Here is a 7,914-nt window from a genome sequence, read left to right as displayed (position 1 = left end):
GCACAATCTGCTTCTCGTCGGGCCGCCCGGCGCGGGCAAGTCGATGCTCGCCGCCCGCCTGCCCGGCCTGCTGCCCGACCTGACGCCGGCGGAGGCGCTGGAGGTGAGCCTGGTGCGCAGCGTGGCCGGGCTGATCGAATCTGGCCGCATCTCCGCCCGCCCGCCCTTCCGGGACCCGCACCATTCCGCCAGCCAGGCGGCGCTGATCGGCGGCGGGCCGGGGGCACGGCCGGGCGAGATCAGCCTGGCGCATCGCGGCGTGCTGTTCCTGGACGAGCTGCCGGAATTTCCCCGCCCTGCCCTGGAGGCGCTGCGCCAGCCGCTGGAGACGGGCGAATGCGTCATCAGCCGCGCCGCGGCGCATGTGCGCTACCCGGCGCGGCTGCAACTGGTGGCGGCGATGAACCCCTGCCGCTGCGGCCATCTGGGCGAGGCGTCTCGGGAATGCGGCCAGGCGCCCCGCTGCGGCGAGCAGTACCAGGCCAAGCTCTCCGGCCCGCTGCTGGACCGGATGGACCTCACCATCGGCATGGCGCCGATACCGCCCGGCGAGCTGGCGCGGGCACCGGCCGGGGAGACCAGCCGCGCCATCGCCGCGCGGGTGGCGGCAGCGCGGCGGCGGCAGGTGGCGCGCTTCGGCGCCGGCGGGCCGCCCAGCAATGCCGAGGCACCGCTCGAGGCGCTCACCCCCCTGGCAGAGCCCGAGGCGCTGGCACTGGCCGAGCAGGCGGCGCTGCGCCTGGGGCTATCCAACCGCGGCTTCACCCGCTGCCTGCGGGTGGCGCGCAGCATCGCCGATCTCGCGGGGGCGGAGCGGATCGCCCGGCCGCACATGGCCGAGGCGCTGACCTACCGGCAGCGCCTGCGCCAGCCACAGCCGGTGAATTAGAGCCCGAAGCGGCGCGGGCGGGCGGCGTGCCACTGCCGCGCCATGCGCTGCCGGCGCCAATCGAGCAGCGGCGCCACGGCCAGCAACGGCACGGTGGCCATCACCAGCAGCCCCATCAGGGCTCCGGCCCGCAGGCCCAGCAGGATGTAGCTGCCCGCCGCCGCCCCCATGCTGACCACGTTGGCGCCCACGGCCGCGATCCACCACAGGCGTATGGCGCGGATGCGTCCAACCGCCTCGGGCTGCCCGGGCTGTTCCTCGGTATAGACGCGCCCATCGTCCCGGACCTCGTAGAGACGGCCCGGGTTGATGGAAAAAGGAGAAGGTGAGCGTTCCGTCGTCAGCGCCGCATCATGGTGGCGGACATGCGGAAGGCCTGCCCGTTGCGCTTGGCGCGCCACCACAGGCTGCCGAAGGCCACCAGCCCCGCCACCAGGGCCACCGGCAGCGCCAGGGCGAAAAAGGCCACCGCGATGCCGGCCACGACAATGCCGACGGCGACGATGGCCACCAGCGCGGCCACGCCGCCCAGGCGCATCAGCAGCCGGTCGAGCCAGGTCGTCGGGCGTGGCGCGGGGCCACGGAATTCGCCCTCGGGCGTCATGTCGAGAACGGGGCGGTCGTGCGATCGCGGGTCCATGGAGCATGATGTTGCGCCAAACCGGTTCCGGTTCAAGACCTTTCCGATTTGTCATGTTGAAATCGGCACCGCGCCGCCCGGCATGCTATGCAGCGACCCATGACGCATCGCTGGCGCAACGCGGCCTTGCTGGCCCTCTTCCTGCTCGGCACGGCTCCCGTCGCTTGGGCTGAGCCGCCACGCCGGCCGAATGCCGCGCAACTCGAGGCCATACGCCGTTGGCTCTGCCCGAATGGCGGCGCCCCGGTGAAGGGCGTGCCCGGCCGCTGCGACCGCGCGATGGACAGGGCGCCGGGCGGCGGCGCCTGGGATGCGGGGCTGGCCCCCGCCCGGCGCGACGCCGGCATGGCCTGCCCGGACGGCACGCGCCCGGTGCTGGCCCGCGGCCACCGCGACATCATCCGCTGCCTGCCGAGCTGAGGCGGGGGGCTAGCCGCCGCGCAGCATCGCCTCGGCCCGGCGCACGGCGGCGAGCGGCAGGCTGGCGCGGCCCACAACGCGCTCCCGCACCACCACCAGCCAGCGGTCCTCCGGCATGTCGGGGCGGAGTTCCACCACCCGCGCCTCGTCGTCCAGCGCCACGGCATGGCGCCAGTGCCAGCGGAACATCACCGGCCCACGAACGCGAACGACGCGGGCGATGGGATCGCCCGCGTCGTCGCAACCAACCCATTCCAGCGCCCGGTGCGGATCTGCCGCGCCGGGCCCCGGATCCTCGATGCGGCCGCGCTGCCAGCGGAGCCGCATCGTCAGCCTCAGGCGGACTGCTTCATGATCTCGTCGGCCACGTTGCGCGGCACGGGATCGTAGTGGTGGAACTGCATCGAGAAGGAGGCGCGACCCTTGGTCATGCCACGCAGGTTGGAGATGTAGCCGAACATCTCCTTCAGCGGGACATGGGCGCGGACGATGACGGAGGTGCCCGCCATGTCCTGGCTCTGGATCACGCCGCGGCGACGGTTGAGGTCGCCCACCACGTCACCGACATGGTCCTGCGGGGTGGTCACCTCGACGTCCATGATCGGCTCCAGGATCACCGGGCCGGCCAGCTTCATGCCCTCGCGGAAGCAGGCCTTGGCGGCGATCTCGAAAGCCAGGGCCGAGGAGTCGACGTCGTGGTACTTGCCGTCCGTCAGGGTGTACTTGAAGTCCACCGTCGGGAAGCCGGCCAGCACGCCGGTGTCGGCCTGGACCTTGATGCCCTTCTCGACCGCCGGGATATACTCCTTCGGCACCGAGCCGCCGACGACGCCGTTGTGGAACTCGATGCCCTCGTTCCGCTCCTTCGGCTCGAAGGTGATCTTCACCTCGGCGAACTGGCCCGAACCACCCGACTGCTTCTTGTGCGTGTAGGTGTGGGTGTGCGGCTTGGTGATCGTCTCGCGGTAGGCCACCTGCGGCGCGCCGATGTTGGCGTCCACGCCGTACTCGCGGCGGAGGCGGTCGATGATGATCTCGAGGTGCAGCTCGCCCATGCCGGACAGGATGGTCTGGCCGGTCTCCTGGTCGGTCTTCAGGCGGAGCGAGGGGTCCTCGCTGGCCAGCTTCTGCAGGCCGAGCGTCATCTTCTCGACGCCGTCCTTGGTCTTCGGCTCGACGGAGATGTCGATCACCGGCACCGGGAAGGCCATGCGCTCCAGCACCACCGGGTCGGACGGGTCGGCCAGGGTGTCGCCCGTGCCGGTGTCCTTCAGGCCCACCACCGCGACGATGTCGCCGGCGAAGATCTCCTTGACCTCCTCGCGCTTGTCGGCGTGCATCTGGAACATGCGGCCGATGCGCTCCTTGTGACCCTTGGTCGTGTTCAGCATGGTGTCACCCTGCTTGATCACGCCCGAGTACACCCGGATGAAGGTCAGGTTGCCGTACTTGTCGTTGATGATCTTGAAGGCCAGCGCCGAGAAGGGCGCCTGCTCGCTGATCTCGATGACGCGGCGCTCGGCGCTGGGGTCGTCGTCCTGGCCCTCCTCGGGGGCGACCTTGATGCCCTCGACGTCCACCGGGCTCGGCAGGTAGTCGACCACGGCGTCCAGCAGCGGCTGCACACCCTTGTTCTTGAAGGAGGAGCCGCACAGCACCGGGCGGAAGGTGCCGGCGATGGTGCCCTTCTTGATGCACTTCTTCAGGGTCTCGACCGAGACGTCGCCCTTCTCGAAATACTCTTCCATCGCCGCGTCATCCACCGAGAGGGCGGTGTCGAGCAGCAGCTGGCGGTACTCGGCGGCCTTGTCGGCCAGGTCGGCGGGGATCTCGGTCTCGTGGTACTTGGCGCCGAGCTCGTCGCCTTCCCACACCAGCGCCTTCATCGTGACGAGGTCGACGATGCCCTTCAGCGTGTCCTCGATGCCGATCGGCAGCTGCAGCGTCACCCAGGTGATGCCGAGCTTCTCGGTCAGCGTCGCGGCGGCGCGGTAGAAGTCGGCGCCCGTGCGGTCCAGCTTGTTGACATAGATGATGCGCGGCACGTTGTAGCGGTCGGCCAGGCGCCAGTTGGTCTCGGACTGCGGCTGCACGCCGGCCACGCCCTCGATCACGAACACCGCGCCGTCGAGCACGCGCAGCGAGCGGTTCACCTCGATGTTGAAGTCGATGTGGCCGGGGGTGTCGATGATGTTGATGCGGTGGTCGTTCCACATCGCCGTCACGGCCGCGGAGGTGATCGTGATGCCACGCTCACGCTCCTGCTCCATGTAGTCGGTCGTGGTGTTGCCCTCGTGGACCTCACCGATCTTGTGGGACTTGCCGGTGTAATACAGGATCCGCTCGGTCGTCGTCGTCTTGCCGGCGTCGATATGCGCCGTAATGCCGATGTTGCGGATCTTCTCGAGCGGGGTGCGCGCCACGGGGGCCTCCATACGCGTCGCGGCGGCTGCCGCGCTGAAAATTGCACGGCGCCAGCCGCGCGGAAAAGTCACGCGGCGGCTGCCGCGCGGAAGACATACGCGGCAGGTGCCGCGTGGGAAAGGGGTATGCGCGATGGGCTCGGCCTTCCCTCCGCGCCCTCGCCTGAAGCTCTGTTTGCCGGTCCGGGACCGCCCAAGCCTTGGCGGCGGCCTCGGGGGGCCGGACCATTGCCCTCAGCCCACCGCTGCCGCAGGACCGCAGGGCCTGCCGGATCCGAGGGCGCGGCCAAACCGCCGGGCGATTCACCGCACCCACCGTCGCGGCGCAGATGCACCGGATCGGGGTGTATTGCAAGCGGTAAGTAGGAACGCTCTCCCCGTCCGTCACGGCGGCGCCAGGTCACTGCTCGCTGCAGAGAGGATGGGGCGGGAGTGCCGGCCTCTTCGGATATGGGCATCCGCGGCATCCATGTCACCCTCCACTCCGGCCTGAATGCGCGGCCGGACCGGCCTGTCCCGGCGCAGTCGCTATCCTGGCGGCAGGCACGGATCACCGGCCCGGAGGCGCCCCTGCTTCCGCCTCTGAGGGCGGCAGGCGTCGGAGCAACGCCATGCTCGCGGTGAGCGAGCCCGGCCGCATGGCCCGGGTGGGCGGCAATGCCGGCACCGGCCGTGGCATGGCCGGCGCCGCCTTCCTGGCCCGGAGCGCCGTGACCGGCGGGCGAATGATGAAGGAGGGCCTCGGCCAGGCCAGGCTGCCGGAGGGTGGCAATCCAGCCGAGGCTGGGCCTACCCGGCGCCACCCAAGGCCCGCGGGGCGGCTGAGGAGGGCGCGTCCCCCTCCCCTGGCCCGCCCTCAGTCGTCGCGGTGGATTCGTTCCATGCGCTCGTGGCGCTCCTGCGCCTCGATGGAGAGGGTGGCGATGGGGCGCGCCTCCAGCCGGCGCAGGCCGATCGGCTCGCCCGTCTCCTCGCAATAGCCGTAGGTGCCGTTGGCGATCCGCTCCAGCGCCTGATCGATCTTGGAGATCAGCTTCCGGGCACGGTCGCGGGTGCGCAGTTCCAGCGCCCGGTCGGTCTCGACACTGGCGCGGTCCGCCAGATCGGCCTCGCTGATACCGCCCTCGCTCAGACTGGCCAGCGTGTCTCCGGCCTCACGCAGCAGATCCTGACGCCAGCGCAGCAGCTTCTGGCGAAAATATTCCTGCTGCTGGGGGTTCATGAATTCTTCAGTGTCAGACGGCCGATAGTCCGGCGGCAGCGTAATCAGCATTGGTTCGATCCCCCGGCCTTCGGGAAAAAGTTCCCGCGAACCTTCCCCTGAGGGCGGCCGGACCATACAGGGCCGCCCCCCTCGAAGCCAAGAGGCGGTTGTATGGCTTACCCCATGAAATTTCCGCTGAGCCTGTGCAATTTGCCGGCCGCTTCAGCAGGATGGCACTTCCGGGGGCAGGAAGCGCCCGGTGGTGGCTACTGCGCCATCACGCCGGAGAGAAACGCCGTCAGCCCCGCGACGCCGAGCATCACCACCAGGGCGGACTTGAACAGCGTCGTCCAGTCGGAACGGTCGCCCTCGCCTTCCTCGGAATGGTAGGCGGGGCGCTGGACCTTCTGCCAGTCGCCACGCGAAGGCAACTCGCTGCGGTCGGCCAGGGACCGGTTGGCCGGCTCGGCGGAAATATCCGGCGACATCTCGATGAAAGCTCCACTGCCTGAGGACCCGTTGCCGGGATCTGCACGCAGGAACGTTCACGCCACCGAGCCGTTCCACGCAACACGCATGCCTGTGAGGAGGAGTCACAAACCTGGTAGCGCAGCGAGGAGCCGGGAGCGGCCGGCTCAGAAGCGCGCCAGCGCGGCGCCCCAGGTAAGACCGCCGCCGATCGCCTCCATCAGCACCAGGTCGCCCTGGCGGATGCGCCCGTCCCGCGTCGCCTCGGCCAGCGCCAGGGGAATGGAGGCGGCGGAGGTGTTGGCGTGGCGGTCCACCGTCACCACCACCTGCTCGCGCGGCAGGCCGAGCTTGCGGCCCATCGCCTCGATGATGCGCAGATTGGCCTGGTGCGGCACCAGCCACTTCACGTCCGACTTGTCGAGTCCGTTGGCCTGCAGCGCCTCGTCCACCACGCTCGCCAGCTTGCTGACGGCGTGGCGGAACACCTCCTTGCCGGTCATCCGCAGCAGGCCGCTGTCGCCCTCCACCTGCAGGATGTCGCCATGCCGGCCATCGGCGTGCAAATGGCAGGAGAGCAGGCCGCGCTCGGTGCTGCCGGCCTCCGCGGCGCGCAGCACCACCGCGCCGGCGCCGTCGCCGAACAGCACGCAGGTGCCGCGGTCCGCCCAGTCCAGGATGCGCGAGAACACCTCGGCGCCGATCACCAGCGCGCAGCGGCACTGCCCCGCCTTCATCATCGCATCCGCCACGGAGAGGGCATAGACGAAGCCGGTGCAGGCGGCGGCGATGTCGAAGGCGAATCCCTGCGTCACGCCGAGCTTGGCCTGCACCCGCGCCGCCGTGGAGGGGAACACCGAATCCGGCGTGGCGGTGGCCACGATGACGGCGTCCACCGCCTCCACCCCGAGGCCGGCCTGCGCCAGGGCGGCGCGGGCGGCGGCGGCGGCCATGTCGCTGGCCAGCTCGCCCGGCGCCGCCAGGTGGCGCTGGCGGATGCCGGTGCGCTCGCGAATCCAGGCGTCGGAAGTGTCGAGGCCGTGGCGCGCCGCCAGGGCCTCGTTGTCCAGCACCAGCTCGGGGAGGTAGGCGCCGGTTCCGGCGATCAGGGCGCGATAGGTCATGCGGCGAGGTCCCAGGGGCCGCCTGTCAGCGGGCGTTGACGCCGGGCTCGGCGGCGGCGGCCACGGCGGGCTTGCCGCGCGGCGGCAGCGTCGCCAGCACCTCGCGGATGCGGTCGTTGAAGCGGTGGTTCACCATGTCCATGGCGACGTCCACCGCATGGGCGAAGCCCAGCGCATCGGTGCCACCATGGCTTTTCACCACCACGCCGTTCAGGCCGATCAGCACGGCGCCGTTGTAGCGTCGGGGGTCCATCCACTCGCGCAGCCGGTCCAGCGCCGGGCGGGCGAGCAGGTAGCCGAGCTTGGCCGCCAGCGAAGAGGTGAAGACCTGCTTCAGCAGCGTGCCCACCAGCTTGAAGGCGCCCTCGCCGGTCTTGAGCGCGACATTGCCGGTGAAGCCGTCCGTCACCACCACGTCGACGGTGCCGGCGGTGATGTCGTGCCCCTCGACGAAGCCGTGGAAATTGGGGGCCAGCACCGTCTCGCGCAGCATCTCGGCCGCCTGGCGGACACGGTCGTCGCCCTTCAGCTCCTCGCTGCCCACGTTGAGCAGGCCGATGCTGGGCTTGGTGAGCCCCAGCACCGCGCGCGCGAAGGCGTCACCCATCACGGCGAACTCGACGAGGTTGCGCGGGTCGCAGACGATGTTGGCGCCAAGGTCGAGCAGCACCACGTCGCCGCGCGCCGAAGGGCCGATGGCGGCAAGCGCCGGCCGGTCAACCTCCGGCAGCGCCTTCACCACGATC

General features: G+C 70.5%; 10 protein-coding genes. 2 read left to right on the top strand and 8 right to left on the bottom strand.

Annotated elements, in window-relative coordinates; translation table 11 throughout:
* The coding region (locus ACZJYS_RS20810) for an ATP-binding protein (RefSeq protein ID WP_493180182.1) at positions 1 to 889 on the top strand (889 nt) is incomplete at its 5' end.
* Here the strand turns inward: ACZJYS_RS20810 and ACZJYS_RS20805 are convergent.
* Together ACZJYS_RS20805 and ACZJYS_RS20800 are read right to left on the bottom strand one after the other, a co-directional pair.
* The gene (locus tag ACZJYS_RS20805) at positions 886 to 1,080 is read right to left on the bottom strand and encodes a hypothetical protein (protein WP_493180181.1); all 195 of its coding nucleotides are present in this window, start codon (positions 1,078 to 1,080) and stop codon (positions 886 to 888) included. The genes ACZJYS_RS20810 and ACZJYS_RS20805 overlap by 4 nt on opposite strands.
* Before the next feature lie 149 nt (positions 1,081 to 1,229).
* Complete coding sequence (locus ACZJYS_RS20800; RefSeq protein WP_379634489.1) at positions 1,230 to 1,529, bottom strand: hypothetical protein; 300 nt, start codon at positions 1,527 to 1,529, stop codon at positions 1,230 to 1,232.
* A gap of 99 nt (positions 1,530 to 1,628) precedes the next feature.
* On the opposite strand from ACZJYS_RS20800, the gene ACZJYS_RS20795 reads away from it, so the two are divergent.
* The gene (locus ACZJYS_RS20795) at positions 1,629 to 1,949 is read left to right on the top strand and encodes a hypothetical protein (protein ID WP_109515346.1); all 321 of its coding nucleotides are present in this window, start codon (positions 1,629 to 1,631) and stop codon (positions 1,947 to 1,949) included.
* A 9-nt stretch (positions 1,950 to 1,958) separates the two neighbouring features.
* On the opposite strand, the gene ACZJYS_RS20790 is transcribed toward ACZJYS_RS20795, so the two are convergent.
* From ACZJYS_RS20790 to ACZJYS_RS20765, 6 genes are all read right to left on the bottom strand, one after another.
* Entirely contained in the window at positions 1,959 to 2,276 is a 318-nt protein-coding gene (locus tag ACZJYS_RS20790; RefSeq protein ID WP_109515345.1) for a hypothetical protein, read from the bottom strand.
* An 8-nt stretch (positions 2,277 to 2,284) separates the two neighbouring features.
* Entirely contained in the window at positions 2,285 to 4,384 is a 2,100-nt protein-coding gene (gene fusA, locus ACZJYS_RS20785; RefSeq protein WP_379634491.1) for an elongation factor G, read from the bottom strand.
* An 844-nt stretch (positions 4,385 to 5,228) separates the two neighbouring features.
* Positions 5,229 to 5,645 (bottom strand): RNA polymerase-binding protein DksA, encoded by a 417-nt coding sequence (gene dksA, locus ACZJYS_RS20780; protein WP_109515344.1) that lies wholly within the window; start codon positions 5,643 to 5,645, stop codon positions 5,229 to 5,231.
* Between the two features lie 197 nt (positions 5,646 to 5,842).
* Positions 5,843 to 6,064, bottom strand: a complete 222-nt coding sequence (locus ACZJYS_RS20775) for a hypothetical protein (RefSeq protein WP_109515343.1) — start codon at positions 6,062 to 6,064, stop codon at positions 5,843 to 5,845.
* Between the two features lie 147 nt (positions 6,065 to 6,211).
* Positions 6,212 to 7,168 carry a beta-ketoacyl-ACP synthase III gene (locus ACZJYS_RS20770; RefSeq protein ID WP_493180180.1) on the bottom strand — a complete coding sequence of 319 codons (957 nt, stop codon included), beginning with the start codon at positions 7,166 to 7,168 and terminating at the stop codon, positions 6,212 to 6,214.
* A 25-nt stretch (positions 7,169 to 7,193) separates the two neighbouring features.
* Positions 7,194 to 7,914 (bottom strand): phosphate acyltransferase (locus ACZJYS_RS20765; protein ID WP_493180179.1); only part of this gene is annotated, 721 nt, incomplete at its 5' end.

The organism is Roseomonas sp. TS2 (assembly GCF_058833935.1).
This window is presented reverse-complemented; position numbering and strand designations above follow the sequence as displayed.